We start from the raw sequence: 25,204 nt of genomic DNA, 5'->3' as shown, positions 1-25,204 counted from the left end.
GCTGCCGCCGCCACCGCCAACGCGGCCGACAAGGCCAAGGTCGCAGCGACCGATGCCGCCGCGCACGCCAGCGACGCCACTGCCGATGCCGCGCAGAAGGTCGCCGACAAGGCTCGCGATGTGGCCGACGACGCCAAGGCCACCGCCGCCAAGGAAGAAGCCAAGCACTAAGGCCTTCGCGTTCGCCGGGCATGGCCCGGCGCTACCGGAAAAGCCGAGCACGGGCTCGGCTCTACAGGAAAAGCCGCGGCATCGCCGCGGCTTTTCTGCTTTCTGCTTTTCGCTTCTTCTGTTGATTCCGTGCTGGACGCGCACGGAAGCCGTCCAAGGCCGCGCGGGTGGGCTGCGCAGGGGTGTCCGCGGCATGGATGCCGCGGCCAAGCCCCCAGGGATGGGTTCACGGCGTCCCCTGCGCAGCCCATCCGCACGGCCCGCTCACGATGCAGACTCCGCGCCGACCACCACCAGGGGCTTCGCCGTTGGCTGTCACTTACGGCAGCGCGCGCGCCAGCATCCCCGCCACATCCACCCCGGCCGGCAGCGTGCCGAATGCCAACCCATGTTCGCCCTGCAGCCGGCTGCGGATGAATGCTTCTGCCATCGGACTGTGTGCACGCAGCAACAACGCCGCCTGCAGCAGCAAGGCCGTGCGTTCGCAGAACACCCGCGCCTGTGCCTCCTCCGGTGCCGCCGCATCGCGCCACTGCTGCAGCGCCGCCGCATAGCGCGCATCACGGTCGGCCACCGCCTCCAGTTCACCGCGCAGTGCCGCCAGCACCTCCGGTTCGCGCGCCAGCGCGCGCAGCACATCCAGGCACTGGATGTTGCCGCTGCCCTCCCAGATCGAATTCAACGGCGCCTGCCGGTAAAGCCGCGGCAACATCGATTCCTCCACGTAGCCGGCACCGCCCAGGCATTCCTGTGCTTCGTTGACGAACGCAGGCGCACGCTTGCATATCCAGTACTTGCCCAATGCCGTACCCAGCCGCGCAAGCGCGGCCTCGGCCGGATCGCTGCCGGTGTGATCGACCGCGCGCGCGATACGCATCGCCAGCACCGTGGCGGCTTCCGATTCCAGCGCCAGATCGGCCAGCACGTTGGCCATCAACGGATGGTCCATCAGTGGCTTGCCAAAGGTGCGTCGATGCCGCGCGTGATGCAGCGCCTGTGCCAGCGCCATGCGCATTTCCGCCGCAGCGCCCAGCATGCAGTCCAGCCGGGTCATCATCACCATGCCGATGATGGTGGCCACGCCACGCCCTTCCTCGCCCACCCGCCAGGCCTGCGCACCGCAGAACTCCACTTCACTGGAGGCGTTGGCCCAGTCGCCCAGCTTGTCCTTCAAGCGCATCAGGCGGAACGCATTGCGATCGCCGTCGGCCAGCCGCCGTGGCATCAACAGGCAGGTCAATCCGGCCGGCGCCTGCGCCAGTACCAGGAAGCCATCGCACATCGGTGCGGAGAAGAACCACTTGTGCCCGACCAGTCGATAGCGCTCGCCATCGATGGGTTCGGCGCGGGTGGTGTTGGCGCGCACGTCCGAGCCGCCCTGCTTCTCGGTCATGCCCATGCCCAGGGTGATGCCGGCCTTGTCGGCCACCGGCACATCACGCGGGTCGTATACCGGTGCAGCGGCCTTGCGCGACCACTCGGCCAGATGCGGCTGCCCGCGCAGCACGGCCACTGCGGCATGGGTCATGGTCAGCGGGCAGCTGGTGCCTGCCTCGGCCTGGTGGTGCAGGTAGCTCAGTGCAGCGCGCGCGACATGGGCGCCGGGCTGCGGCTCATGCCAGGACAGTCCTGCAACGCCATGCTCCTTCGCCGTCTGCATCAGCTGGTGGTACGCCGGATGGAATTCCACGGTATCGATGCGATGGCCCTGCGCATCGTGCGTGCGAAGGCGTGGGCGGTCGCGGTTGGCGTCGAAGCCGATGCGGTACAGCTCGTCGCCAGCCAACCCTCCGTACACCGCCAGGCGTGGCGCGAACGCTGCCGCACCCTCGCGCTGCACGGCCTCCATCAGTGCGATGTCGTCGGTCCACAACTGGCGACCGGCGAACGGTGGCGGCTGGTTGAGCACCACGTGGGTTTCGTAGGGAGCGCTGCTGTTGAAGCTCGGTCCACTCATCGGTTCCTTCCCCGCCGGCAAGAGGTGTGCGGCCCGATTGTGCCGTATCGTCCGGCAACCCCGCGTTCAGGCCGATTCTCGCCGCGTGCACGACCGCCACGCCACAGTGATGGCATGGCAGGCAATGACGATCTGGTGGTACTGCGGCCGGAAGGGCTGTACTGCGCGGCAGGCGATTTCCATATCGATCCCTGGCGGCCGGTACCGCGCGCGGTCATCACCCATGGCCATGGCGATCATGCGCGACCCGGCATGGGCGAGTACCACTGCAGCACCGGCAGCGTGCCGATCCTGCGCTGGCGCCTGGGCGATGTGCCGCTGCACGCACATGCCGAGGGCGTGCCGTTCGCATTGGGCCGGGTGCAGGTATCGCTGCATCCAGCCGGTCACGTGCTCGGCTCATCGCAGGTGCGCATCGACGACGGCGAGCAGGTCTGGGTGGCATCGGGCGACTACAAGCGGCAACCCGATCCCACCTGCACACCGTTCGAAGTGGTGCCCTGCGATACCTTCATCACCGAAGCGACCTTTGCGCTGCCGATCTATCGCTGGCCCGATACCCGCGCAGTGGCGGCCGAGATCGCCGCCTGGCGTCGCGAGTGTGCGCAGCGTGGGGAAGCGGCCGTGCTGCTCTGTTATGCACTGGGCAAGGCGCAACGTGTGCTTGCCGAGCTGCGCGCGGTGGATGACCAGCCTGCCTGGCTGCATGGCGCCATCGCCAACGGCGTCGCCGTCTATCGCCAGGCCGGTGTACCGATGCTGGAAACGCTCACGGTTGCCGAGCAGGGACGTCAGCCCGATGCCGCAGGCCAGCTGATCCTGGCGCCACCCTCGGCCGCCGGCACGCCCTGGCTGCGCCGGTTCGGCCGCCACCAGCTCGGCTTCGCCTCGGGCTGGATGCAGTTGCGCGGCAACCGCCGCCGCCGCAACGTCGACCGTGGCTTCGTGATCTCCGACCATGCCGACTGGCCTGCGTTGCTGCAGACCATCACGCAGACCGGGGCGCGGAGGATCATCGCCACCCACGGCAACACCGATGCGCTGATTCCGTACCTGCGCGAACGCGGCATTGCCGCCGAAGCCTTCCGCACCGATTTCGGAGGCGAGGAATGAAGGCCTTCGCCGCGCTGTACCAGCGGCTGGATCGCAGCACCGCGACGCTGGACAAGCGCGCGGCATTGATCGACTACTTCCAGCATGCACGACCGCACGACGCGGCGTGGGCGCTGTACCTGCTCAGCGGTGGCAAGGTGGGCGGCGCGCGCCGCAAGATCGCAGGCAGTGGCGAACTGCGGACGTGGATCGCTGAAGAATCCGGCCTGCCGCCATGGCTGGTCGAGGACAGCTACGCGCAGGTCGGCGACCTTGCCGAAACGCTCACGCTGCTGCTGGATGATCCTGCCAGCGAAGGCGAGGATCGCCCCCTGGCCGACTGGATCGAACAGCACCTGCTTGCCGTCGCCAACCAGCCGGAGCCCGTGCGTCGTGCCGCTGTAGTCGAGGGCTGGCGACAGCTTGCATCGGCCGAACGCCTGGTCTTCAACAAGCTGCTGACCGGCGCACTGCGCGTTGGCGTGTCGCAGCGCGTGGTGCAGCAGGCATTGGCCGAATGGTCCGGGCTGGACATCGCCCGCATCGCCCAGCGCATGCTCGGCGACTGGGTGCCCTCCCCCGGCCTGCTGGCCACTTTGTTGTCTGCCGAAGAACTGCCGACCGATCGCCAGCAGCCCTATCCATTCTTCCTCGCCTCACCGCTGGAAGGTGAGCCCACCGAGCGGCTGGGCGAGATCAGCAACTGGCTGCTGGAATGGAAGTGGGATGGCATCCGCCTGCAGCTGCTGCGGCGCCAGGGTGAGGTGGCATTGTGGTCACGCGGCGAAGAACGGCTGGACGGTCGCTTCCCTGAGATCGAACAGGCCGCCGCATTGCTGCCCGATGGCTGCGTGCTGGATGGAGAGCTGCTGGCATGGGACGACGCTGACAATCTTCCGCGCGCATTCACCGCGCTGCAGACCCGCATCCAGCGCCGCAAACCCGGCGCCGCCACCCTGCGCAACACACCGGTGCGCGTGCTCGCCTACGATCTGCTTGAACGCGACGGTGAAGACCTGCGTGCGCTGCCACTGCAGCAACGTCGCGCGCAGTTGGCCGAGGTGGTCGGCCTGCTCGGCGATCCGCGCATCCAGCTGTCGCCCGAGGTGACCGCCGTCGATTGGCAGCATGCCGCGCAGCTGCGCGAAGCATCGCGCGAGCGCGGCGTGGAAGGGCTGATGCTGAAGCGCCGCGATTCGATCTACCAGTCCGGGCGTCGCCGCGGCGACTGGTGGAAGTGGAAGGTCGAGCCGCTCACCATCGATGCCGTACTGCTGTATGCACAGGCGGGTCATGGCCGGCGCAGCACGCTCTACACCGACTACACCTTCGGGGTCTGGGACGGCGACACGCTGGTTCCGGTGGCCAAGGCCTATTCCGGTCTGGACGACAAGGAAATCCTCGCCCTTGATCGTTGGATCCGCGCGCATACCCGCGAGCGCTTCGGCCCGGTACGCAGCGTCAGTGCCGAGCAGGTGTTCGAACTCGGCTTCGAAGCGGTAAACCGCAGCGCGCGCCACAAGTCCGGCATTGCCGTGCGCTTTCCACGCATCCTGCGCTGGCGCCACGACAAACCGGCTGCCGAAGCCGACCACCTCGCCCAGTTGCAGGCGCTGGCGCGATGAAGCGCAGTGAAGCGCTGCAGCGCCTGAAAGACTGGTTCGGCAGCCGCGGCTGGCGCCCCCTGCCCTTCCAGCGCGCGATGTGGCGACACTACCTGGCTGGCGAATCGGGCCTGCTGCACACCCCCACCGGCAGCGGCAAGACCCTTGCCATGTTCGGCGGCCCCTTGCTGCAGGCGATGCTCGACCCGCCCCCCACACCGCGTCGTGCCAGCGCGGTACGCCCGCTGCAGGTGCTGTGGGTGACGCCGCTGCGTGCGCTGGCCAGCGATACCGCACGCGCGCTGCAGGCACCGATCGATGGCCTTGGCCTGGGCTGGCGCGTGGGGCTGCGCAGCGGCGATGCCAGCAACCGCGACAGGCGCCTGGCCCGCGAAGGTCGTATCGATGTACTGGTGACCACACCGGAGTCGCTGGCGCTGTTGCTCAGCTATCCCGACACCCTTGAGCGCATGCGCCAGCTGCGCTGCGTGGTGGTGGACGAATGGCACGAACTGCTGGGCAACAAGCGCGGCGTGCTGCTGCAGTTGAACCTGGCGCTGTTGCGTGAGGCAGCCCCCACGATGCAGCTGTGGGGGCTGTCGGCAACATTGGGCAACCTGCCGCAGGCACGCGACGTACTGCTGCCACACCGGCCCCAGGCACCGATCGTGGAGGGCGCACGGCAGCGGCCGGTGACGATACGCAGCCTGCTGCCCGAACCCGGCGAACGCTTTCCGTGGGCCGGGCATCTAGGCCTTTCCCAGCTTCCGCGCGTGCTGGATGCAGTGTTCCGCGCGCGCAGCAGCCTGCTCTTCACCAACACACGTGCGCAGGCGGAACTGTGGCACCAGGCCCTCGCAGCGGTGTGGCCGGAAGATGCCGGTACGCTCGCCCTGCACCACGGCTCATTGGATCCCACGCTGCGCCAGCAGGTTGAAGACGGACTGCGTGCCGGCACGCTGCGGTGCGTGGTGGCCACGTCCAGCCTGGATCTGGGCGTGGACTTTCCGGAAGTGGACCAGGTGCTGCAGCTGGGCAGCCCAAAGGGTGTGGCCCGCCTGCGCCAGCGGGCCGGGCGTGCGCGCCATCGGCCCGGTGCCAGTGGCGAAATACTGTGCATTCCCAGCAACGCGCTGGAACTGGCCGAGTACGCGGCTGCCCGACGCGCGCTGCATGACGGGGTGATCGAAGCACGACGTCCTCCCACCTTGTCGCTGGATGTATTAGCCCAGCACGCGGTCAGCCGCGCACTGGCTGGCGGCTTCGACGCCGATGCACTGCTGCAACAGGTTCGTGGCACGCATGCCTTCGCCGCGCTGGAAGACGCGCAATGGAATGCCGTGCTCGATTTCATCGTGCAGGGCGGACGTGCGCTGTCCCGGTATCCGGAGTTCCACAAGGTGGTGCGCGATGCCGATGGCATCTACCGCATGCCCGATCGCCGCCAGGCGCTGCGCCATCGGCTGTCGATCGGCACCATCAGCAGCGACGGCAGCGTGCGCGTGCAGTTCCTGCGTGGCGGCAGCCTGGGCGCGGTGGAAGAGCAGTTCGCCAGCCGCCTGCGCCGGGGCGACCGCTTCCAGTTTGCAGGACGCCTGCTGGAGCTGGTGCAGCTGCGCGACATGACCGCGTTCGTGCGTGTGGCACGTGGCGGTGGTGATGGCGTGGTGCCGCGCTGGCAGGGCGGGCAGTTGCCGTTGTCGATGCCACTGGGGCGCGAACTGGAGATGGTGCTGTCAGGCGCCGACCAGAGCGTGGAGTCGCGCTGGCTTGCGCCGCTGCTGGCGTTGCAGTCGCAGCTGTCTGCGCCGCCATCGCCCGGCCACCTGCTGGTGGAAGACGTGCGCCGACGCGAGGGCCAGTTCCTGTTCGTCTATCCCTTTGCGGGCCGCCATGTGCACGAAGCGTTGGCCGCGCTGCTTGCCCTGCGCTGCACCCGGCAGCAGCGCAACAGCATCGGCTATGCGGTGAACGACCATGGTCTGGTGCTCGCGCCGGCAACGCCGGTGGAACTGCAGGAACAGGACTGGCGGGCGATGCTGGACGCTGCAGGTCTGCTGCCGGACCTGCGCGAAGCGGTGAACCTGGGCGAGCTGGCGCGCCGTCAGTTCCGCGGCATCGCACGCGTGTCGGGCCTGCTGGTGCCCAGCCTGCCAGGTGGCATGCCACGCTCGCTGCGCCAGCTGCAGGCCTCCGCCGGTCTGCTGCATGACGTGCTGCGCGAGCACGACCCGGAGCATCTGCTGTTGGCACTGGCCGAGCATGAAGTGCTGCACGACAGCTTGGATCTGCCCGGGCTGCAGCAGGTGCTGGCCGGCATCGCCACACGTTCGTTGTCGCTGCAGCAGCCATCGTCGCTGACCCCGTTGGCGTTTCCTCTGTGGGCCGAGCGCCTGCGTGGGCAGTTCAGCAATGAAGACTGGCGCACGCGCGTGCAGCGTGCCGCGCAGCAGCTGGAGCGCCGCCATGGCCGCTGATCTGCCGCTGCAGCTGGGCGGTGAGTCGATGCTGCTGCTGGGCGGTCGGGCGCTGCTGTGGCCGGCGCGTCGTACGCTGTTGATCGCCGACCTGCACCTGGGCAAGGCAGACGTATTCCGGCGTGCGGGAATCGCCTTGCCGGCCGGCGGTACCGGCAATGACCTGCAGCGCCTGCAGGACATGGTGACCCTGCACCAGTGCCAGCAACTATGGATCCTCGGCGACGTCCTGCATGGCCCGGCGCATCGCGCGGCCTGGTATCAGCAATGGCTTGGTTGGCGCGAGCAGCATGCTGCGCTGGACATCCACGTGGTACGCGGCAATCACGACCGTGATCTGCCGAAGGCCGCGCTGCAGGTGCAGATGCATGACGACGCACGCTTGGGGCCGTTCCTGTTGCGGCACGAGCCGCTGGCCGATGCCTCCGCGCACGTGCTGGCCGGCCATGTGCACCCGCAGGTTGCGTTGCCGGCACTGCGTCGACGCTTCCCCGCGTTCTGGCTGCGCCAGGGCATCACCGTCCTGCCGGCGTTCTCGGCGTTCACCGCCGGTGTCGTGCCTGTACTGGCACCGGGCGAACAGCTGCTCGCCTGTGTGGAAGACAGCGTGGTGCCGCTGCCGGTTCGCTGACTCGTTGAGGCCTGCGTCGAGGCCTGCCCTGCATTACGACGGGCGGGCGACGATCCCGGGCATCAGGCTGAAATCCGACACTTCCTCGTCAGCGTGGCGCGGCAGCGCCTGTATCGCCACCAGCATCTCGTGGGCGCAGGCGCGGATATGGTCGTGGCTTTCCGGTGATGCGTGGCTGATCAAACTGCCGACATGGAACTCGAACACATCTTCCAGTACGTCGGGCTGGTCCTCGTGCAGCATCCGCAGCAGACCGCGCAGCTTGCAGATTTCCGATTCCAGCTTCTCGACCGCGAACAACATGGCGTCCTCCTCGTGCATCGTGCGGCACATCCGGGCCGCAGCAGGCAGCGACGGCGATGCCACCCGGGCCACGCGATGATCGATCACGAAAAGGAAAACGGGCGACGCGGCTGCCGCGTGCTCATCTCTTGTCGCATATACGGGGTGAGGTAATCGTTAATCGACGTGACGAAAGATTCACGCGGTGGCCGGAATTGCCACGCTCTGTGCGGCCGAGGGCGCGGCGGCCAGCGCGTCGATGAATGCTGGATCGAGCGGCAACGCGCCCAGCCACCCGTGCTGGGTACCGCTGAGCACGCGCAGCATGTGCCCGCGCCCGCCAGGCAGTCGTCCCATCGGCCCCAGCAACACGTCACGGGCTTTCGCCCACGCATCACGATCGGACTGGAACAACGGCGTCAGCCAGCGGCTCCAGCGCTGATACACCGCCACGTGCGCACGCCGTTGCGCCTGATAGGCCTGTAATGCCGGTTCACCGCCACCATGGGTGCGCAACGCGTCGCGCAGTGCCAACGCATCCAGCAGCGCCATGTTCACGCCCTGCCCCAGCTGCGGGCTCATCGCATGTGCTGCATCACCGACCAGTACCAGCCGGCCCTGATGCCAACGCTTCATCACGGCATCGCGGTACACCGCCCGCGCCAGTTGCCCAGCGTCCTGCAGATGGGTAAAGCGCGCGCCCGCCTGTGGCCACAGCGCATGCAGTTCTTCCAGCCAGGGCGCCATGCCGTCGCCCTGCCAGCGCTCGAAATCCGCGCGCGGCAGGCTCCAGAAGAAGCTCAGGCGAGGCGTATCGTCACCCGGCCGGGTACCCACCGGCAGCAGGCCGATCATCTTGCGCGCGGCGACGTAGCGCTGCCGCAGCTGCTGCATGTGCGGCCAGTCTTCGGCCGGCAACAGGCACCACAGCGCGCCCCACGGGTACACCCGGTCCAGCGCCGCGCCGCCGTCGATACCGTTGCGCAGCGTGGATGCAGCGCCGTCGGCGGCAACCACCAGATCGAACGGTCCATGCGTGCGGCCGTCGCTGTCGCGCAAGCACCCCTGCTGGTGGTCGACCTCGACGATGGTCGTACCGACGTGCAGTTCGCCGGCGCCTTCCCGCGCCTGGTCCAGCACCGAGAACAACGCGCCCCGCTGCATGCCCAGGCCATGCAGGCGCGCATCCAGGCCGTCATAGCCCATGTCCATCACCGCGCGCTCGCACGGGGTATCGCCATACAGCCGGCGCACCGGCATGGCGTAGCCACGCACCGCATCGAGCAGGCCCATCTGCCACAGCACCTGCAGTCCGCTGGGTTGCAGCAGGAACCCCGCGCCCACCGGCCCTGGCGTCGGCACGCGTTCGAAGATCTCCACCTCGTGGCCATCACGGATGAGCAGGATGGCCAATGCCTGGCCAGCGGTGCCGTATCCAATTACGGCGATGCGCAGTCGTTCCGTCATGCCCGCATTGTGCCATCGGCGCAGGGGCGGTACATCGACCGCCTCCTCTTCCGAGCAGATTTGCATCGGGCTCCACCACCACTGCCGGCTCTCCTGCGAATGTCCCCCGGCAGCCTCTGCGCGGCTGCCTCCTCCTTTACTTCGCAGGAGAGCCTGCAGTGGTGGCGGCGCTCGGCTTTCATGGCCTCTGCTGGCGCGCGCGATTCCGCAACGGGAGCGCCTGTCCTTGCGTGCGAAGTAAAGGAGGAGGCGATGGCCGCAGGCCGGCGCCGGGGGACATTCGCACGCAAGGACAGGCGCTCCCACAGCAAGGGCATCTTCACGTTCACGGCCCGCAAAAAAAAACCCCGCCGAAGCGGGGTTTTCAACGCACTATCGAGTGGATCACTCGGCCGGAACGATGTTCGAGGCCTGGGCGCCCTTCGGGCCCTGGGTCACGTCGTAGGTGACCTTCTGGCCTTCCTGCAGACTGCGGAAGCCCTTGGAGTTGATCGCGGAGAAGTGCGCGAAGACGTCGGCGCTGCCGTCCTCCGGCGAGATGAAGCCAAATCCCTTGGCGTCGTTGAACCACTTGACGGTACCGTTCGGCATGGTGATGCGTGACCTTATGCAATGAATGGGTGGTGTACGCTGAACCCGCGCACAAGCTGAGTATGCAAAGCTTGTTACGCGAAGACAATCACCCCCGCGCCAATTCGCCGACCAGTTCCGGAAGTCCGTTGCTGGCGGCCTGCACATTGGCCAGTACTTCGGCCATGGTGATTTCCTCGCCGTCACCGCACCCGGCGGCCCAGTTGGCAACGATCGCCAGGCAGGCGTAATCCAGCCCCAGCTCGCGTGCCAGCGCCGCTTCGGGCATGCCGGTCATGCCCACCAGGTCGCAACCATCGCGGCGCATACGCGCGATTTCAGCGATGGTTTCCAGTCGCGGGCCCTGCGTTGCGCCGTAGCAACCGCCATCGTGGACCTTCACGCCGGTCACCTTCGCCGCCGCCAGGATCTTGCTGCGCAGCATCGGCGTGTACGGATGGCCGAAGTCGACGTGCACCACGTCGGTGCCTTCTTCTTCGCAGATCGTGCTGATCCGACCCCAGGTGTAATCGATTACCTGATCCGGACAGGCCAGCACGCGCGGACCGAAATCGTCACCGATGCCGCCCACGGTATTCAGTGCCAACACCCGTTGCGCGCCGATCTGCTGCAGCGCGGCCAGGTTGGCGCGGTAGTTGATCTTGTGCGGCGGCAGCGAATGACCTTCACCGTGGCGCGCCAGGAAAGCCACGCGATGACCAAGCAATGTCCCGACCCGCACCGGGCCGGACGGCTGTCCGAAACGGGTCGAGACTTCGTGGGTCTGCACGTCGTCAAGCTTGGCCAGGTTGTAGACACCGGTGCCGCCAATCACGGCCAGGGCGATCTGTTGCATGAAAAGCACTCCAGAGAAAAAAGAACGCCGGCACCCGAGGATGCCGGCGGCAGGAAACGCAGGCCGCAGGCGGCCGCGTTGTTATTCCTTCATCGCGTAGATGGCCGGCACGCAGCGCAGGGTTTCGTTGACGTCCATGCCGAAACCGAACACGTAGCGATCCGGCAGTTCGATGCCGGCGTAGTCGGCGGTGACGTCCGGCAGCGCGCGATCGTGCTTCTTCACGGTCATCGCGGCAATGCGCACGTCGGTCGCGCCCTGCTCCAGGCACCAGGTGCGCACGCCCTGCAGGGTGTAACCCTCGTCGAGGATGTCATCGACCAGCAGCACGCGGCGACCGAACAGCGCGGTGGCCGGCTTGTGCTTCCACACCAGGTCGCCACCGGTGGTCTCGCCGCGGTAACGGGTGGCGTGCAGGTAATCGAACTGCACGTCCTGGCCACGCGCGCCCAGTTCCAGTGCCAGCTGGCCTGCGAACGGCAGCGCACCATGCATGATCGACAGGAACAGCGGCACCTCGCCCTGGTAATCGCGCGCGATGGCGTCGGCGATGCCGGCAATGGCCTTGTCGATGGTGGGACGGTCGACCAGCAGGTCAGCTTGGGCCAGGGCCTGGGAAATGGTGAGGTTCGGCATCAGACGGTTCTTCCAAGGGTTTGAAGCAGACGGGATTGGGTGTCGCCATGGCGGGCATCGGCCAGCAGGCCATCCCAGCCAAGCGCGCCGCGGCCGAGCAGGCCCAGCAGCGCAGCGGTATTGAGGGAGCGTCCCTGCACCGCGTGCAGGGCTTCATCGACCAGTTCCGGGTGGCAGACCAGCACCACATCGCAGCCGGCATCCAGGTGCGCGTGCACGCGCGCCGGCACGCCACCGGCGCTGTGCGAGGCGGCCATGCCGATGTCATCGGAGAACACCACGCCGCGGAAGCCGAGCTCGTCACGCAGAATCTGCTGGATCCAGCGCGGCGAGTAGCCAGCGGGTTCCGGCGCGACCTGCGGATAGATCACGTGCGCCATCATCACTGCATCGGCGCCGGCGGCGATACCGGCCGCGAACGGGACCAGATCCTGTGCGCGCAGTTCATCCAGCGCACGCGGATCGATCGCGGTATCCACATGGGTGTCTTCCAGCACGGTGCCATGGCCGGGGAAATGCTTGAGGGTGGCGGCCATGCCGACCGCGTGCATGCCACGCACATAGGCGGCGGTGAACGCGGCCACGACCTGCGGGTCTTCACTGAAGGCACGGTTGCCGATGGCGCGATTGCCACGGCCAAGGTCGACCACCGGCGCGAAGCTCAGGTCCACGCCGCTGGCACGCACTTCACTGGCCATCAGCCAGGCGTGCTGCTCGGCAAGTGCCAGCGCAGCGTCGGGGTCCTTGGCGTACTGGACACCAATGTCCTGCAGCGGGGGCAGCTCGCTGAAGCCCTCACGGAAGCGCTGCACGCGCCCCCCTTCCTGGTCCACGCAGATCAACTGCGGGCGCGGTGCGGCAGCGCGGATTGCCGCCGACAGTTCGGTCACCTGCTGACGCGAAGCGAAGTTGCGCTTGAACAGCACCACCCCGGCCACAGCATCGTGCTGCAGCCAGTCACGCTCCTGGGCGGTCAGTTCAGTGCCGGCAACGCCGATCAGCAGCATGGTCGATCTCCACAACGGGCGCCCGCATGGCGCAGTGCCGCATTGTCGCAGAACCGGCCAACAGGCGCAGTGGTCAAAAAAGGGGACGGAGGGGATTAACGCGCAATCGACCCACTGGTGGCGAATACGACTTAATCCCCTCCGTCCCCTTTTGCGGTCCGGTCAGACCTTGCAGCCGTCCGCGCCGCAGGCGTCGCCGCTGTCATCCGGGGCACCCTGCGCGCCCTGCCCCGCCTTCTCGGCGGCAATCTGGCGCAGCGCGTTGGCGAAGGCTTCCGGGGGCTGGGCTCCGGATACGGCCCAGCGGCCGTCGATGACGAAGGTGGGCACCGAGGAGATACCCAGGGCATGGGCCTGCGCCAGGCCCGCTTCCACTTCGGCCAGGCCACGATCGCCGGCCAGCATCTGCTGGATCTCATCTGCGCCCAGACCACCTGCGGCGCCGGCCTCGACCAGCACCGCCGGGTCGGCCAGATTCCGCCCATGCTCGAAGTGGGCGCGGAACAGCGCCTCGCCGACCGCCTCCTGCACGCCGTGCTGGCCCGCCAGCCACAGCAGGCGATGCGCCGGCAGCGTGGTTACCCGCACCTGGCCCTGGCCGAAGTCCATCGGCAGGCCTTCGGCCCGCGCAGTGGTCTGTGTCTGGCCAAGAATCTGCTCGGTGCGCTCGGCACCGCCGAACTTGCGTTCATAGGCCTCGCGCAGCGGCACCGGGGTGGCGTCCGCATCCGGATCGAGCTGGAACGGCTGCCAGTGGATCTCAAGTTCGGGCGCGTCGGCGCCCAGCAACTGCACACCCTGCTGGAAGCGATGCTTGCCGATCCAGCACCAGGGGCAGACCACGTCGGAGTAGATGTCGATTCTCATCCCTGCGACATGTGGCCTGCTCGCTCCGAAAAAAGGGGACGGAGGGAATCAAGTCGCATTCTGCACGGCTGGGATCAAGATGCCCCTCTACTTCACCACTGTGAATAGGGATTATTGGCCAACGCCACGTTGTAGTAGCGCGCGTCGTCGGTCACCTCAGCGCCGATCCAGTCCGGCAGGTCGATCGCTTGATCAGCGCTGTCGAGCTCGACTTCGGCAACCACCAGGCCGGCGTTGTCGCCAAGGAACTCATCTACTTCCCAGGTCAGGCCGGCGTACTCGACCAGATGCCGGCGCTTGTCGATCAGGCCGCCGACGCACAGCGCCAGCAGGTCGCGCGCATCCTCCACCGGGATCGGGTAGTCGAACTCCTGCCGGGTATGGCCCAGCGTTCGCGACTTCAGGTTCAGTGCGGCCTTCTCGCCTTCGATGCGGACCCGCACCGAGGCGTTCTGGGTGCCGCGGTCGAGCGCGCCCAGATCGTTGATATAGCCCTGCGCCATCGGAATGACCCGGTGCGCGGCGGTGCGCCACCCATCATGGGTGACGAGGAATTTGCGTTCGATTTCAATGCCCATGGGCACAGTATGCGGCTCACGCCAGACGCTGCCTATCGGCGCGGCGACAGGCACGACTACACTGCGCGGCCCCCAACCAAGGAAGGGTCGCCCATGGCACTTTCCCGTCGTCTTCGTCGCTGTCTTGCCCTGTCGGCACTGCTGCCGTGCGCTGTCGCAGGTGCCGCATCAACGGCGATGCCATCGCTGCAGCAGGCACAGGCCGCGATGGACCGGATGTTCGATCAGGCCATTGCCGACCGCCCCGCCAGTGACAGCAGCCGCTTGGTTGCCGAGACCTTCCGGCCGCGCCTGCAGGCGCTGGACAGCTGCGCAGCCGCCGAGGCCGGCGATGCCGTCGACTGCATCGCCACCGCCAGCGCAGGTATCAATTCGCGACCCCAGCTGCTGCGGCTGGCCCTGGTGCGCGGCGTGTGGACCCTGCCTGACCAGCGCGATGTCCCGGTTCCGGCGCCGCCGAAGGATCGGGTGCAGGCCCTGCTGCGGGAACGGATCGCCGCACAGGCGCAGCAGCAGGCCGACCCCGCCCTGCGCGCACGCTACGAGCAGGCGGCCGGCGCCCTGCAGGTGCAGGACGTGAGGAGCTGCGACGTCGCCAGCGACAGGGCCGTCATCGAATGCACGGTGCGCGCGGGCGACGGCAACGAGCACGGCGAGCAGTCCATGGCCTTCGTGCGCGTGGACGGCCAGTGGCAGAACGCCCCGGCCGACTGAGCGCGTTGCTTCCGCAGCAGGCGCCGGGCAGACCCCGGCGCTGCATTCATCAACGCTTTTCGAACACCGCGATGCTTTCCACGTGCGCGGTATGCGGGAACATGTCCATCGCACCGGCGCTGACCAGGGTGAAGCCCTGTTCGTTGACCAGGTAGCCGGCATCGCGGGCCAGCGAGCCCGGATGGCAGCTGACATAGACGATGCGCTTGAACTGCTTCAACGGCAGCTGCTGCAGCACTTCGATGGCACCGGAACGCGGCGGATCCAGCAGCAGCTTGTCGAAGCCCTGGCGCATCCACGGCGTGCTGCGCTGGTCCTGGGTCAGGTCGGCGCTGTAGAACTGCGCGTTGGCCAGTCCGTTGCGCTCGGCGTTTTCACGCGCACGCGCCACCAGCCCGGCATCACCTTCCACGCCCACCACTTCGCGCACCTTGCGTGCCAGCGGCAGGGTGAAGTTGCCCAAGCCACAGAACAGGTCCAGCACGCGCTCGTCGGCACCCGGCTCAAGCAGGTCCAGCGCGTGGGCGATCATCTTCTCGTTGAGCTTGGCATTGACCTGGATGAAATCCAGCGGACGGAACGCCAGTTCGACATCCCACGGCGCCAGCCGGAACGACAGCGCCACGCCCTGCCCGTCCAGCGGCTGCACGGTGTCCACGCCACCCGACTGCAGGTAGATGACAAAGCCCTGCTGCTGGCCAAAGGCCGCCCAGGCAGCGCGATCAGCGTCACTCAGCGGCTGCAGGTGGCGCACGGTCAGCACCACGGCCTGGTCACCGGCGATGAACTCGATCTGCGGGATGTCGCGCTTGCCGTCCAGGGATTCGATGAAGGTCGACAGCACCTCCACCTTGGTACCGATTTCCGGGATCACGGTCAGGCACTGCTGCAGGTCCGCGACGAAGCGCGGGTCCTGCTCGCGGAAGCCGACCAGGGTCTTGTCCTTCTTCTCGACCCGGCGCACAGAGAACCGGCCCTTGCGGCGGTAGCCCCAGCTGTCGCCGACCAGCGGCGGCAACACGGTGCCCGGCTTCACATGGCCGATGCGCTCCAGGTTGTCCATCAGCACGCGCTGCTTGGCGACGATCTGCTGGTCTTCATCCAGGTGCTGCAGCACACAGCCGGCACAGGTGCCGAAATGCGGGCACTTGGGGGTGACCCGCTGCGGCGAGGCCTGCAGCACCTGCACCGTGCGCGCCTCATCGAAGTGGCGGCTGCGGGCGGTCTGTTCGGCCATCACCACTTCGCCCGGCAGGGCGCCGCTGATGAAGGTGACCTTGCCGCCCTCGCCTTCACGGCGGGCAACACCGCGACCATCATGGCTGAGGTCGAGGATCTCGGTCTGGAAGGGAGTACGGTCGATACGGGAGCGGGATCGGGCCACGTGGCAACAGGCTGCGGGCAAAAGTGGGGCCGTATTGTCGCAGATCCTGACCGGCGGGGCCGCTGGCCGCTTGCGCCCGCCGCCGCCGTGCTTGATGATTGACCCCAGCTGACATGGAGGCAGCCCTGATGCAGATGACCCCGCGGGCCAGTCGACCCCGCTTCCTGCTTGTCGAGGACGACATCATCAGCCGTGGTTTTTTCAAAGCGGCGTTGGAAACGTTACCAGCGGATGTGGACACCGCCGACTCACTGGCCAGCGCCCTAGCGCGCGCCGAGCCTGGTGCCCACGATCTGTGGCTGATCGACGTCAACCTGCCCGATGGCAATGGTGCCCAGCTGTTGCACCAGCTGCGCCGCTCGCACCCGGACACCCCGGCGCTGGCGCACACCGCCGACGGCGATGCCGCCATTCACGCACGCCTGCGCGAGGCTGGCTTCAGCGACACCCTGGTCAAGCCGCTGGGCCGCGACCAGCTGCTGAAGGCGGTCCGTCGTGCGCTGGTCAACAGCCCCGCCGGTTCCACGGTGCCGCCAGCGGCGGTCGAGCTGGCGCTGGAGGACTGGGATGAAACCGCCGCTCTGGCCGCGCTCAATGGCCAGCGCAACCACCTGATTGCCCTGCGCGAACTGTTCCTGGCCGAACTGCCGGGCGTGCGCGACGCGGTCGAACAGGCCGTGGACCAGCACGACGAGCGCCAGCTGCGCAGCCAGCTGCACCGGTTGCAGGCCAGCTGCGGGTTCGTGGGTGCCGCGCGACTGGCGCGGGCGGTGCGGCAGCTGCATCACATGCCCGAATCGGGGCAGGCACAGGCGGGGTTCCGCGCCGCCGTAGCGGCCCTGCTGCACTGAGGGGTTCGGCCGGGCTGCGCCCGGCACCCGCAGAGGCAACGGCCGGAGCAACGGCCAAAGCAACGGCCAAAGCCAAAGCGGCTTCCTGCGGGATGGCGGGGCGGCATGGGCTGGCAGGACACGCCGTAAACCCATCCATGGGGGCTCGATGGCGCCATCCATGGCGCCAACGGTCCTGCCAACCCATGCCGCCCCACCCCTGACAGTTTCCCGTTGTCTGGTAGATCCACGCCATGCGTGGATGAATCCATCGAAATCGAATATTTCGACAATTGAACGAAGAGCATCCACGCATGGCGTGGATCTACGTGTCGACCAAGGTCGACACCTACCAACAGCAGCAGAAAACTGTCGACGCCGTGACCCCATCCACGCGGGCTTGGTCGCCGCATCGACAGTTTCCCGGTAGCTGGTAGATCCACGCATGGCGTGGATCTACCGTGTCGACCAAGGTCGACACCTACCAGAGCCGAAAGCTGTTCCGACAGCTCGCGGACAATTGTCGAAGGCGGGGTGGGTCCGGTGGCAGGGGCGTGAGCCGCATGGATGCGGCGACCGAGCCTACAGGGACGTATTTACGGCGTCCCCTGCCACCGGACCCACCCCGCCTACCCACGGATAGCCAGCTCTTGCCGTTGACGTTGATTCGGCAGGTGCAGGGCTGCAAGCCCTGCCGAACACCCCTCACCGCCTGGGCGCGAGCTGCTCCAGCATCTCCCACGATTTCAGGCCGCGTGCGCCAAGGTGATGAGCCAGCACCCGCCGCATCGGCAGGCGCAGGCTGGCCAGATCGGCGGCGTCCGGCTCGTCGTCAGCTGCCAGGGCCAGCAGTGCTGAACCCGTAGCCGCCGCGCGACGCTCGCCGCCACGCTCACTGAGCAGGCGCTGCGGTCCTTCCTGCGGTTCCAGTTCATAGCGCGCCGCCGGGTCGATCGGCTGGCCATCGCTGGCGGTCTCCAGATCGAAGCCCACGCCCAGCGCCGCCAGCAGCTCGCGTTCGAAACGACGCAGGGTCCAGGCCAGGCCGGCACCCACGGCCAGGCGCGCACGCGCTTCGCCGTAGGCCAGGTACAACTCCGGCAGCGGATCCTGGCGCGGCGACAGGCGCAGGGTCAGTTCACTCAAATAGAACCCGGCCAGCATGGCCTGGCCGAGCAGGCGCGGCGCCACATCCAGCGCTTCAGCACCGCGCAACTGGGCCAGTTCGCCACGCTGCAGCGCGCTGAAGCGGATCCACTGCAGGGGCTGCAGGGCCGCTCGCAGCACCTGGCCCTTGGCAGTGGAAACGCCGCGCGCGAGCAGGCCGATCCGGCCGTGCTCGGCGCTCAATACCTCGACCAGCAAGCTGGTCTCGCGATAGGCCCGCGCATGCAGCACGAAGCCGGTGTCGTCCTCGATCAGCATCGAAGCGACCGTCGCGGCTTATTCGTAGCCGAAGGCCTTCAGCGCGGCCTCGTCATCGGACCAGCCCTCACGCACGCGCACCCAGGTTTCCAGGAACACCTTGGCCCCGAACAGACGCTCCATCTGCAGGCGGGACTTGGCCCCGATCTCCTTCAGGCGGGTGCCGCCCTTGCCGATCACGATCGCCTTCTGGCCTTCGCGCTCGACCCAGATCACCGCACCGATGCGCAGCAGGTTGCCGTCCTCGGTGAAGCGCTCGATCTCCACCGTGGTGGCGTACGGCAGCTCTTCGCCCAACTGGCGCATCAGCTGTTCACGCACCAGTTCGCCCGCCAGGAAGCGCTGGCTGCGGTCGGTGATTTCGTCTTCGCCGAACATCGGCGGGGCTTCCGGCAACAGCGCCAGCACATCACGGACCAGGGCTTCCAGGCCGTTGCGCTTCTGCGCCGAAATCGGATGCACCGACGAGAAGTCACGGCCGGCGGTCACTTCCTGCAGGAACGGCAGCAGTGCGCCCTTGTCCTTCATGCGGTCGATCTTGTTGACCACCAGCACCACCGGGATACCGGCGTCGCGCAGCACGTTGAAGGCCAGGCTGTCCTCTTCGTCCCAGCGTCCGGCTTCGATCACCAGCAGGCCGGCGTCGACGCCTTCCAGCGAACCGCGGGCGGCGCGGTTCATGACCCGGTTCATCGCCCGCTTCTGCACCTTGTGCAGACCAGGTGTATCGACCAGCACCAGCTGCCCTTCCGGGTAGGTGGCGATGCCCAGCAGGCGGTGACGGGTGGTCTGCGGCCGGTTGGACACGATGCTGACCTTGGCCCCGACCAACGCATTGGTCAGGGTCGATTTGCCCACGTTCGGGCGGCCGATGACGGCCACGCTGCCGCAATGATGGGGAGTTTGTTCGCTCACTTGGAATCCAGTTGTTCAAGGACGGCCGCAGCCGCTTGTTGTTCGGCGATCCGCCGCGAGGAGCCTTCGCCCTCGGTGCTGGCGGCGGGGTCGGCTACGTTGCAGCGTACCCGGAAGTGTTTGGCGTGGTCGTCACCGGATTCTGACACCAGTTCGTACTGAGGCAACGCCTTCTGTCGGCCCTGCAGCCATTCCTGCAGGCGGGTCTTGGGATCCTTCTCCGGTCGCCCGGTGGCCGGCAGCGCCTCCATCGAGGCGGCAAACCAGGGCAGGACCATCGCCCGGCAGGCTTCAAAGCCCACGTCCAGGTAGATCGCCGCGACCACGGCCTCGAATGCATCGGCCAGGGTCGAGTCGCGGCGATGGCCGCCGGACTTCATTTCGCCAGGCCCCATCGTCAGCCGGTCGCCCAGCTGCAGGGTCCGCGCGATCACCGCCAGCGCACCCTCGCGCACCAGCTCGGCGCGGGCGCGGGTCATCGCGCCTTCGTCTGCCTTGGGCCAGCGCAGGTACAACGCCTCGGCGACCATCATGTTGACGATGCTGTCGCCAAGGAATTCCAGCCGCTCGTTATGCGGCGCGCCGGCACTGCGATGGGTCAGCGCCTGCTTGAGCAGGTCTGGATCGCGGAAGGCATGACCGATCAGGTCTTCACGTTGGAAAGATTTATTCGGCACCGCTACGGGTCAGGTCCTGGGAAGAATCGAATTTGCCAACCACGTCCAGGTTGCCGACCAGCGGGCGGCGCACTTCGTAGTTGACCTTGAGGGTCCAGCCATTGTCGCGACGGTCGAACTTGACGTTGGCCGGCTTCACATTGTCCGAGTAGTTGATGTACAGCCGCTTGAAGAACAGGTCCTGGATGTTGGCCGGCGCCATGCTGCCGATACCGGGTTCCTTGGCCAGGCTCTTCATCGCCGAGCGCACCGCGTAATACTCCTGGTACATCGGGAACAGCTTCATGCCGACGTAGAGGAAGAAGCCAACCACGATCAGGACTACCAGGAACGAAGTCAGGGTCATGCCGCGCTGCGTGTTCATCGTCTTCATTGCGTTCTCCCCAGATACGCGAGTGGATGTGAAGTCAGTTGATGCTCGAGCCGATCCGCGACGGTTCGAATCCGTCCTTGCAGAACCAGCCCTGGCAGTTCAGCCAGATCAGGAATGCCTTGCCGCGCAGGTTCTCTTCCGGCAGCAGGCCCCAGAAACGGCCGTCGTCGCTGTTGTCGCGATTGTCGCCCATCACCAGGTACTTGCCGGCCGGTACGGTCCACTGGCCCTGGCCACGCGGATAGTCGGTCTCCAGCACGGTGTGGGTGCGGCCCGGCAGGTGCTCGACCAGCAGGTTGGCGCCCTCGCCCTGGCCCTTGTGGCCGGCGTAGATGCCCTTGTTGTCGTACTTCAGCGGCTCGCCGTTGAGGATCACGCCGTCGCCTTCGAACACCACGGTGTCACCCGGCACGCCGATCACGCGCTTGATGAAGTTCTCGCCCTTGGCCGGGTCGTTGTCGCCATGGCCGGGGAAGTGGAACACCACCACGTCACCGCGGGCCGGATCGCCGACCGGCACGAAGCGGGTATTGGTGATCGGCAGGCGCAGGCCGTAGGAGAACTTGTTGACCAGGATGAAATCGCCGATCAGCAGGTTCGGCATCATCGAGCTGGACGGGATCTTGTACGGCTCGGCGATGAAGCTGCGCACGATCAGCACGATCGCCAGCACCGGGAAGAACGCACGCGAGTAGTCCACCAGCACCGGCTCGGTGTCGAGCAGGCCGGCGCGCTGGGCGCGACGCTTGGCCAGGTACAGCTTGTCGGCCAGCAGGATCAGGCCGGAGGCCAGGGTCAGCACGACCAGGAGGATCTCAAACAGTTTCATTCAGGGTCCTTTGCAACGTCACCGGACGATCGGCCCGAAGGCCGGTTTCGGGGCTTATTTGTTGTCCATCTGCAGCACGGCCAGGAAGGCTTCCTGCGGAATTTCCACGCGGCCGACCTGCTTCATGCGCTTCTTGCCTTCCTTCTGCTTTTCCAGAAGCTTCTTCTTGCGCGAAACGTCGCCACCATAGCACTTGGCCAGAACGTTCTTGCGCATGGCCTTGACCGTGGTGCGCGAGATGATCTGCGAGCCGACGGCGGCCTGGATGGCGACGTCGAACTGCTGGCGCGGGATCAGGTCCTTCATCTTCTCGCACAGCTCGCGACCACGACGATCGGCATGGCTGCGGTGCACGATCAGCGACAGCGCATCGACCTTGTCGCCATTGATCAGCACGTCCACGCGCACGAACGGGCCGGCATCGAAGCGCACGAAGTGATAGTCCAGCGAGGCATAGCCACGGCTGACCGACTTCAGCTTGTCGAAGAAGTCCAGCACCACTTCGGCCATCGGCAGCTCGTAGCTGATCTGCACCTGGCTGCCCAGGTAATTGATGCCGAGCTGGCTGCCGCGCTTTTCTTCGCACAGCTTGATGATGTTGCCGATGTACTCCTCGGGGGTGAGCACGTTGGCGCGGATGATCGGCTCGCGGATCTCCTGCACATGGTTCACCGGCGGCAGCTTGGCCGGGTTGTCCATGTTGATGATCGTGCCATCGGTCTTCAGGACTTCATACACCACCGTCGGCGCGGTGCTGATCAGGTCCAGGTTGTATTCGCGTTCCAGGCGTTCCTGCACGATTTCCATGTGCAGCATGCCGAGGAAGCCGCAGCGGAAACCGAAGCCCATCGCTTCGGAGCTTTCCGGCTCGAAGCGCAGCGCGGCATCGTTCAGGCGCAGTTTATCCAGCGCTTCGCGCAGGTCCGGGTAATCCTCGGCATCGACCGGGAACAGGCCGGCGAACACGCGCGGCTGCATTTCCTGGAAGCCCGGCAACGGCTTCGGCGCCGGGTCGGCAGCGAGGGTGAGGGTGTCACCGACGGGCGCGCCATGCACGTCCTTGATGCTGGCGGTGACCCAGCCCACTTCGCCCGCGCGCAGTACCGGCAGCACCTTGCGCTTGGGGGTGAACACACCGACGTTGTCGACCTGGTGGTTGCGGCCGGTGGACATCACCTGCAGCTTGTCGCCGGCCTTGATCTCGCCCTGCATCACGCGCACCAGCGAGACCACGCCCAGGTAGTTGTCGAACCACGAGTCGATGATCAGCGCCTGCAGCTTGTCGGTATCACGCGGCACCGGCGCCGGAATGCGATGCACGATCGCTTCCAGCACGTCGACCACGTTCAGGCCGGTCTTGGCACTGACCGGGACTGCGTCGCTGGCATCGATGCCGATCACGGCCTCGATCTCGGCCTTGGCACGCTCGATATCGGCGGTGGGCAGGTCGATCTTGTTGATCACCGGCACCACTTCCAGCCCCTGCTCCACCGCGGTGTAGCAGTTGGCCACCGACTGCGCCTCCACACCCTGCGCTGCATCGACCACCAGCAGCGCGCCCTCGCAGGCGGCCAGCGAGCGGCTGACTTCATAGGAGAAGTCGACGTGGCCGGGGGTGTCGATGAAGTTCAGATGGTAGGTCTGGCCGTCCTTCGCCACGTACGGCAGCGACACCGACTGCGCCTTGATCGTGATGCCACGCTCGCGCTCGATCGGGTTGGAGTCGAGCACCTGCGCTTCCATCTCGCGGGCCTGGAGGCCGCCACAGAGCTGGATGATGCGGTCGGCCAGCGTGGACTTGCCGTGGTCGACGTGGGCGATGATGGAGAAGTTGCGGATGTTCCGCATCGAATCAGAGGACATAGAGAGGTGGCGGCGGCGCGCGGCGTCGTCAGGGTAACGGTCGATTATCGCACGCCCGGAGGGTGGCCGCGTGGTTGGCCTGGCCGGACCGCCCCCGGAATGGCCGAAGCCCCGCCGGGGCGGGGCTTCGGGGATACCACAAGGGCCGCCATGAAGGCGGCCATCCGTTGTTACGGGCCGGCCTTGACCGCCACAAAGGCGCTGTTGCCGCTGCCGGTACGGACCAGCAGCATGACCACGTCGCCCTTCTTGTACCCGGACAGTGCACGGTTCAGGCTTTCCACGCTGCCGACCGGGGTGCTTGCCACCTGCAGGATCACCATGCCGCCGGACAGGCCGGCATCACGGGCGCCTTCGCCCTTCACTGCGGTGATGCGGACACCTTCGCCCGCCTCAAGACCCAGCTGCTTGCGCTGCGGCGCGGTCAGATCGGCAACCTCCAGCCCCAGCAGGGCATTGGCACCGGTCTGCGGAGCGGCCGTGTCATTGCCTGCGGACGGGCTGCGGGCATTGCCCTGCGCATCCTCGGCCAGGGCAGTCAGGGTCGCGCTCAGGTCACGCGGCTTGCCGTCGCGGATCACGCCCAGGGTGACGCGGCTGCCCGGCGCCATCGCACCGATCAGCGGCGGCAGGTCAGACCAGCTGTTGACCGGCGCACCATTCACCGTGCGGATGACGTCTCCGATCTTGACCCCGGCCTTGGCCGCAGCGCTGTCCGGCACGATCTGGTTGACCAGTGCACCACGGCTGTCGGGCAGGCCCATCGCCTGTGCCTTCAGGCCGTCGATTTCCTGGACCACCGCGCCGAGCTGGCCACGGGTGACCTTGCCGGTCTTCTTGATCTGCTCGACCGCGCTCATCGCCAGGTCGATCGGGATCGCGAAGCTGATGCCCATGTAGCCACCCGAGGCCGAGAAGATCTGCGAGTTGATGCCGACCACTTCACCGCGGGTGTTCAGCAGCGGACCGCCGGAATTGCCCTGGTTGATCGCCACGTCGGTCTGGATGAACGGCACATAGCGCTGATCCGGCCCACCGGTGTTGCGGCCGAGGGCGCTGACCACGCCGGCGGTGACCGAGTGGTCGAGGCCGAACGGCGAGCCGATCGCGACAACCCACTGACCGGGCTTCAGGCTGTTGGAATCACCCACGCGCACGGTCGGCAGGTTCTTGCCGTCGATCTTCAGCAGGGCCACGTCGTACTGCTGGTCGCTGCCGACCACCTTGGCGGTGAACTCGCGACGATCGCCGAGCTTGACCTTCACTTCACTGGCGTCGGCGACCACGTGGTAATTGGTCAGCACGTAGCCGTCAGGCGAAATGATGAAGCCCGAGCCCATGCCGCGGCCCTTGATGCTGGGTCCACCGTCCTGGCCACCGGGCCCCTGCCCCGGCATCGGGAAATCCGGGCCGAAGAAGCGGCGGAAGAACTCGGGCATCTCGTCATCACCCGGGCCCATGCCGCCCCGTGCCTGGCGGTTGCTGCGGACGATGGTGGTGTCGACGTTGACCACACCGGGGCCGACCTGTTCCACCAGATTGGTGAAATCAGGCAGACCGCTGACCAACGGTTGCGCCGGTGCGCGGGGCGCCGCAGCAGCGGCTGCGGCCTGCGGCTGGGCGGCAGGCGCCGCCGGTTGGGCGCAGGCCACCAGCGGCAGGGTCAGGGCGAACAGGCCAATGGCATGTGTGCGCAGTCGGGGAGTCATCGGACGGCAACCTCCGGGTCGGATGGAAAGGGAAAGAAGCGCCCCGCCGACGGCGGGGCGTGGGACGGCACCCGGCTCAGTCGCGCGGGCGCTGCGACGCCGGCAGGTCGTCCTGCAGGCGTGGCTCGAATGGATAGAACGCGGCGCCACCGGCATGGGCCGGGAAGCTGGCATTGAGAGCGCCACCGGCGGCGGGCGCCAGGCTGGAACGCGGCCACGGCCGTGCCTGCAAGCTGCCGACCTCGCCAAATGGCAGGTTGCGCGCGCTACTGGCGGGCACGGTCGGGGTC

The 25,204-nt window shown here is 67.1% G+C and carries 23 protein-coding genes and 1 pseudogene; 6 read left to right on the top strand and 18 right to left on the bottom strand.

Going from position 1 to position 25,204, the window contains the following annotated elements; translation table 11 throughout:
- Positions 1-490: 490 nt before the first annotated feature.
- Entirely contained in the window at positions 491-2,128 is a 1,638-nt protein-coding gene (locus AC27VL_RS18540; protein ID WP_488767794.1) for an acyl-CoA dehydrogenase family protein, read from the bottom strand.
- A 114-nt stretch (positions 2,129-2,242) separates the two neighbouring features.
- On the opposite strand from AC27VL_RS18540, the gene AC27VL_RS18535 reads away from it, so the two are divergent.
- From AC27VL_RS18535 to pdeM, 4 genes are read left to right on the top strand one after another with little or no spacing between them, the layout of a single operon-like run.
- The gene (locus tag AC27VL_RS18535) at positions 2,243-3,241 is read left to right on the top strand and encodes a ligase-associated DNA damage response exonuclease (RefSeq protein ID WP_191078817.1); all 999 of its coding nucleotides are present in this window, start codon (positions 2,243-2,245) and stop codon (positions 3,239-3,241) included.
- Positions 3,238-4,845 carry an ATP-dependent DNA ligase gene (locus tag AC27VL_RS18530; RefSeq protein ID WP_100553195.1) on the top strand — a complete coding sequence of 536 codons (1,608 nt, stop codon included), beginning with the start codon at positions 3,238-3,240 and terminating at the stop codon, positions 4,843-4,845. The genes AC27VL_RS18535 and AC27VL_RS18530 overlap by 4 nt, the downstream gene beginning before the upstream one ends.
- Complete coding sequence (locus AC27VL_RS18525; protein WP_488767791.1) at positions 4,842-7,301, top strand: ligase-associated DNA damage response DEXH box helicase; 2,460 nt, start codon at positions 4,842-4,844, stop codon at positions 7,299-7,301. The genes AC27VL_RS18530 and AC27VL_RS18525 overlap by 4 nt, the downstream gene beginning before the upstream one ends.
- Positions 7,291-7,932, top strand: a complete 642-nt coding sequence (gene pdeM / locus AC27VL_RS18520; RefSeq protein ID WP_488767789.1) for a ligase-associated DNA damage response endonuclease PdeM — start codon at positions 7,291-7,293, stop codon at positions 7,930-7,932. Before AC27VL_RS18525 ends, pdeM begins: the two co-directional genes overlap by 11 nt.
- Positions 7,933-7,965: 33 nt before the next feature.
- Here pdeM and AC27VL_RS18515 read toward each other — a convergent pair whose 3' ends face one another.
- The 8 genes from AC27VL_RS18515 to AC27VL_RS18480 all read right to left on the bottom strand — a co-directional run bounded on the left by AC27VL_RS18515 (position 7,966) and on the right by AC27VL_RS18480 (position 14,195).
- Complete coding sequence (locus AC27VL_RS18515; RefSeq protein WP_100554172.1) at positions 7,966-8,235, bottom strand: hypothetical protein; 270 nt, start codon at positions 8,233-8,235, stop codon at positions 7,966-7,968.
- Between the two features lie 177 nt (positions 8,236-8,412).
- On the bottom strand, positions 8,413-9,681 hold the full coding sequence (locus tag AC27VL_RS18510) for an FAD-dependent oxidoreductase (protein WP_100554173.1): 1,269 nt from the start codon (positions 9,679-9,681) through the stop codon (positions 8,413-8,415).
- A gap of 384 nt (positions 9,682-10,065) precedes the next feature.
- Entirely contained in the window at positions 10,066-10,272 is a 207-nt protein-coding gene (gene cspE, locus AC27VL_RS18505) for a transcription antiterminator/RNA stability regulator CspE (RefSeq protein ID WP_019183439.1), read from the bottom strand.
- 88 nt (positions 10,273-10,360) lie between these two features.
- Positions 10,361-11,107, bottom strand: coding sequence for an S-methyl-5'-thioinosine phosphorylase (locus AC27VL_RS18500; RefSeq protein ID WP_099818943.1), 747 nt, complete (start codon positions 11,105-11,107; stop codon positions 10,361-10,363).
- Between the two features lie 81 nt (positions 11,108-11,188).
- Positions 11,189-11,743: a hypoxanthine-guanine phosphoribosyltransferase gene (locus tag AC27VL_RS18495; RefSeq protein WP_025879180.1), complete on the bottom strand. Its 555-nt coding sequence runs from the start codon at positions 11,741-11,743 to the stop codon at positions 11,189-11,191.
- Positions 11,743-12,750: a beta-N-acetylhexosaminidase gene (gene nagZ, locus AC27VL_RS18490; protein ID WP_100553197.1), complete on the bottom strand. Its 1,008-nt coding sequence runs from the start codon at positions 12,748-12,750 to the stop codon at positions 11,743-11,745. Before nagZ ends, AC27VL_RS18495 begins: the two co-directional genes overlap by 1 nt.
- A gap of 162 nt (positions 12,751-12,912) precedes the next feature.
- Positions 12,913-13,617 (bottom strand): DsbA family oxidoreductase, encoded by a 705-nt coding sequence (locus AC27VL_RS18485; RefSeq protein ID WP_488767785.1) that lies wholly within the window; start codon positions 13,615-13,617, stop codon positions 12,913-12,915.
- Between the two features lie 92 nt (positions 13,618-13,709).
- Entirely contained in the window at positions 13,710-14,195 is a 486-nt protein-coding gene (locus AC27VL_RS18480) for a CYTH domain-containing protein (protein WP_191078824.1), read from the bottom strand.
- 93 nt (positions 14,196-14,288) lie between these two features.
- On the opposite strand from AC27VL_RS18480, the gene AC27VL_RS18475 reads away from it, so the two are divergent.
- Positions 14,289-14,909 (top strand): hypothetical protein, encoded by a 621-nt coding sequence (locus AC27VL_RS18475; protein WP_488767783.1) that lies wholly within the window; start codon positions 14,289-14,291, stop codon positions 14,907-14,909.
- A gap of 49 nt (positions 14,910-14,958) precedes the next feature.
- Here the strand turns inward: AC27VL_RS18475 and rlmD are convergent, their stop codons facing one another.
- Positions 14,959-16,293 carry a 23S rRNA (uracil(1939)-C(5))-methyltransferase RlmD gene (gene rlmD, locus AC27VL_RS18470; RefSeq protein ID WP_099818938.1) on the bottom strand — a complete coding sequence of 445 codons (1,335 nt, stop codon included), beginning with the start codon at positions 16,291-16,293 and terminating at the stop codon, positions 14,959-14,961.
- Between the two features lie 128 nt (positions 16,294-16,421).
- Here rlmD and AC27VL_RS18465 point away from each other — a divergent pair, with 128 nt between their 5' ends.
- Positions 16,422-17,144 (top strand): Hpt domain-containing response regulator, encoded by a 723-nt coding sequence (locus AC27VL_RS18465; RefSeq protein WP_099819109.1) that lies wholly within the window; start codon positions 16,422-16,424, stop codon positions 17,142-17,144.
- 684 nt (positions 17,145-17,828) lie between these two features.
- Here the strand turns inward: AC27VL_RS18465 and recO are convergent.
- The 8 genes and pseudogenes from recO to AC27VL_RS18425 all read right to left on the bottom strand — a co-directional run.
- Positions 17,829-18,548: a DNA repair protein RecO gene (gene recO / locus AC27VL_RS18460; RefSeq protein ID WP_488767780.1), complete on the bottom strand. Its 720-nt coding sequence runs from the start codon at positions 18,546-18,548 to the stop codon at positions 17,829-17,831.
- Positions 18,549-18,566: 18 nt separating this feature from the next.
- Complete coding sequence (gene era / locus AC27VL_RS18455; RefSeq protein WP_025877117.1) at positions 18,567-19,463, bottom strand: GTPase Era; 897 nt, start codon at positions 19,461-19,463, stop codon at positions 18,567-18,569.
- Positions 19,460-20,140, bottom strand: a complete 681-nt coding sequence (gene rnc / locus AC27VL_RS18450) for a ribonuclease III (RefSeq protein ID WP_032977092.1) — start codon at positions 20,138-20,140, stop codon at positions 19,460-19,462. The genes era and rnc overlap by 4 nt, the downstream gene beginning before the upstream one ends.
- Positions 20,130-20,513: a DUF4845 domain-containing protein gene (locus AC27VL_RS18445; RefSeq protein WP_100553201.1), complete on the bottom strand. Its 384-nt coding sequence runs from the start codon at positions 20,511-20,513 to the stop codon at positions 20,130-20,132. Before AC27VL_RS18445 ends, rnc begins: the two co-directional genes overlap by 11 nt.
- Positions 20,514-20,547: 34 nt before the next feature.
- The gene (lepB, locus tag AC27VL_RS18440) at positions 20,548-21,342 is read right to left on the bottom strand and encodes a signal peptidase I (RefSeq protein WP_025877111.1); all 795 of its coding nucleotides are present in this window, start codon (positions 21,340-21,342) and stop codon (positions 20,548-20,550) included.
- A gap of 54 nt (positions 21,343-21,396) precedes the next feature.
- Positions 21,397-23,190 carry a translation elongation factor 4 gene (lepA, locus tag AC27VL_RS18435; protein WP_346560209.1) on the bottom strand — a complete coding sequence of 598 codons (1,794 nt, stop codon included), beginning with the start codon at positions 23,188-23,190 and terminating at the stop codon, positions 21,397-21,399.
- Between the two features lie 185 nt (positions 23,191-23,375).
- Positions 23,376-24,914: a DegQ family serine endoprotease gene (locus AC27VL_RS18430; RefSeq protein WP_488767776.1), complete on the bottom strand. Its 1,539-nt coding sequence runs from the start codon at positions 24,912-24,914 to the stop codon at positions 23,376-23,378.
- A gap of 76 nt (positions 24,915-24,990) precedes the next feature.
- Positions 24,991-25,204, bottom strand: a pseudogene (locus AC27VL_RS18425) (anti-sigma factor); the annotation flags it as partial.

It is taken from the genome of Stenotrophomonas sp. 14P6.2.3 (assembly GCF_057799055.1).
This window is presented reverse-complemented; position numbering and strand designations above follow the sequence as displayed.

What these genes read in the sequence shown, in the direction of transcription:
- AC27VL_RS18530 (WP_100553195.1), top strand. Translation starts at nt 3,238, where the DNA reads ATGAAGGCCTTCGCCGCGCTGTACCAGCGGCTGGATCGCAGCACCGCG.
- AC27VL_RS18430 (WP_488767776.1), bottom strand. Translation starts at nt 24,914, where the DNA reads ATGACTCCCCGACTGCGCACACATGCCATTGGCCTGTTCGCCCTGACC.
- AC27VL_RS18535 (WP_191078817.1), top strand. Translation starts at nt 2,243, where the DNA reads ATGGCAGGCAATGACGATCTGGTGGTACTGCGGCCGGAAGGGCTGTAC.
- AC27VL_RS18485 (WP_488767785.1), bottom strand. Translation starts at nt 13,617, where the DNA reads ATGAGAATCGACATCTACTCCGACGTGGTCTGCCCCTGGTGCTGGATC.
- AC27VL_RS18510 (WP_100554173.1), bottom strand. Translation starts at nt 9,681, where the DNA reads ATGACGGAACGACTGCGCATCGCCGTAATTGGATACGGCACCGCTGGC.
- AC27VL_RS18465 (WP_099819109.1), top strand. Translation starts at nt 16,422, where the DNA reads ATGCAGATGACCCCGCGGGCCAGTCGACCCCGCTTCCTGCTTGTCGAG.
- AC27VL_RS18475 (WP_488767783.1), top strand. Translation starts at nt 14,289, where the DNA reads ATGGCACTTTCCCGTCGTCTTCGTCGCTGTCTTGCCCTGTCGGCACTG.
- nagZ (WP_100553197.1), bottom strand. Translation starts at nt 12,750, where the DNA reads ATGCTGCTGATCGGCGTTGCCGGCACTGAACTGACCGCCCAGGAGCGT.
- pdeM (WP_488767789.1), top strand. Translation starts at nt 7,291, where the DNA reads ATGGCCGCTGATCTGCCGCTGCAGCTGGGCGGTGAGTCGATGCTGCTG.
- AC27VL_RS18480 (WP_191078824.1), bottom strand. Translation starts at nt 14,195, where the DNA reads ATGGGCATTGAAATCGAACGCAAATTCCTCGTCACCCATGATGGGTGG.
- recO (WP_488767780.1), bottom strand. Translation starts at nt 18,548, where the DNA reads ATGCTGATCGAGGACGACACCGGCTTCGTGCTGCATGCGCGGGCCTAT.
- AC27VL_RS18445 (WP_100553201.1), bottom strand. Translation starts at nt 20,513, where the DNA reads ATGAAGACGATGAACACGCAGCGCGGCATGACCCTGACTTCGTTCCTG.
- AC27VL_RS18495 (WP_025879180.1), bottom strand. Translation starts at nt 11,743, where the DNA reads ATGCCGAACCTCACCATTTCCCAGGCCCTGGCCCAAGCTGACCTGCTG.
- lepB (WP_025877111.1), bottom strand. Translation starts at nt 21,342, where the DNA reads ATGAAACTGTTTGAGATCCTCCTGGTCGTGCTGACCCTGGCCTCCGGC.
- AC27VL_RS18540 (WP_488767794.1), bottom strand. Translation starts at nt 2,128, where the DNA reads ATGAGTGGACCGAGCTTCAACAGCAGCGCTCCCTACGAAACCCACGTG.
- lepA (WP_346560209.1), bottom strand. Translation starts at nt 23,190, where the DNA reads ATGCGGAACATCCGCAACTTCTCCATCATCGCCCACGTCGACCACGGC.
- cspE (WP_019183439.1), bottom strand. Translation starts at nt 10,272, where the DNA reads ATGCCGAACGGTACCGTCAAGTGGTTCAACGACGCCAAGGGATTTGGC.
- AC27VL_RS18525 (WP_488767791.1), top strand. Translation starts at nt 4,842, where the DNA reads ATGAAGCGCAGTGAAGCGCTGCAGCGCCTGAAAGACTGGTTCGGCAGC.
- AC27VL_RS18515 (WP_100554172.1), bottom strand. Translation starts at nt 8,235, where the DNA reads ATGTTGTTCGCGGTCGAGAAGCTGGAATCGGAAATCTGCAAGCTGCGC.
- AC27VL_RS18500 (WP_099818943.1), bottom strand. Translation starts at nt 11,107, where the DNA reads ATGCAACAGATCGCCCTGGCCGTGATTGGCGGCACCGGTGTCTACAAC.